Annotated in this window: 1 protein-coding gene; it reads left to right on the top strand. The window is 34.8% G+C overall.

All coding sequences use genetic code 11. The annotated features are described in order from the left end of the window. The first annotated feature begins 142 nt into the window (after positions 1-142). Positions 143-883 carry a YqjF family protein gene (locus HW347_RS20575; RefSeq protein WP_214613600.1) on the top strand — a complete coding sequence of 247 codons (741 nt, stop codon included), beginning with the start codon at positions 143-145 and terminating at the stop codon, positions 881-883. The last annotated feature ends 237 nt before the right edge of the window (positions 884-1,120 follow it).

Here is a 1,120-nt window from a genome sequence, read left to right as displayed (position 1 = left end):
AACCTAAGCGACGATATCTCTTTTTAGTATCTAGCCCAACCACGAAATCACTCTTCCTTTAAACTAATTCATTGTTCTAAATATCTTATCTTCAACTTAAGAAACAAACATACGAGCCCAGCCGTTGTAGCCAATTTGAGAAATGACAATCCGAGATATATTAAATACAGCTGAACACAGACCTTGGAAAATGCCGACTGAAAGTTGGAAATTTTATCAAGAGTGGAATAATGCAATATTTCTTCATTGGCAAGTGGAGTTATCAGAATTGAAAAAGTTTGTGCCAAAGGAACTTGAAATTGACCTTTTTGATGGAAAACCTTGGATTTCGGTTGTTGCTTTTACAATGGAAAAGATAAGACCGAAAAACCTGCCTTCTTTTCCACCGATTTCGGATTTTGACGAAATTAATATCCGAACATATGTAAAATCAAACGATAAAACTGGAGTTTATTTTTTGAGCATTGAAGGCGGAAAAAGTTTGTCTTGTAAAGTAGCAAAAGGTATGTCTGAACTTCCATATAGATTTTCAGAAATTAAACGGACTGAAAATCAATATGAATCCAATAACTCGGAGTTTAATGACAAATTGAATATTCAGTTTACGATTGGAAAAGGAATTACGGAGAAAACGGAATTGGAAAAATGGCTTACTGAAAGATATGCTCTTTTTCAGGATACAGAAAAATCCATTAACGAATTTGAAATTCATCATTTGGAATGGACAATTAATGAAATTGACTTGATAAATTTAGAATTTAATTATCCGAGATTTGGCAAACTAATTAAAAACAAACCGAACAAAATTCAATACTCAAAAGGAGTAAAAGTTATTGCTTGGGGAAAGAATAAAAAAGAAAAAACTGGCTACAACACCGTATAAAAATAATTGCGGTTTAGTGGTTAATCAAAGGTCGTTGCGTGTTTGTAACGTCTGAATTTCCTTCGGAAATTCCTCGCATACAAACCCGCAACTATTCTTATACATCAACATTGAGGGAAATGACCTAAAGGCCGTGTTACTCCGCTGCAAAAAAACACGTACTGCATGAATAGCTGTTTTTTCACGACTCCCGTAACACTCATTTCCCTCAACGGTCCGGGCATGCCGCGACTTTAA

This window comes from Zobellia barbeyronii, assembly GCF_018603515.1.
Classification (GTDB): Bacteria; Bacteroidota; Bacteroidia; order Flavobacteriales; family Flavobacteriaceae; genus Zobellia; species Zobellia barbeyronii.
This window is presented reverse-complemented; position numbering and strand designations above follow the sequence as displayed.

Coding starts and splice junctions, on each gene's coding strand:
- HW347_RS20575 (WP_214613600.1), top strand. CDS start 143: ATGACAATCCGAGATATATTAAATACAGCTGAACACAGACCTTGGAAA.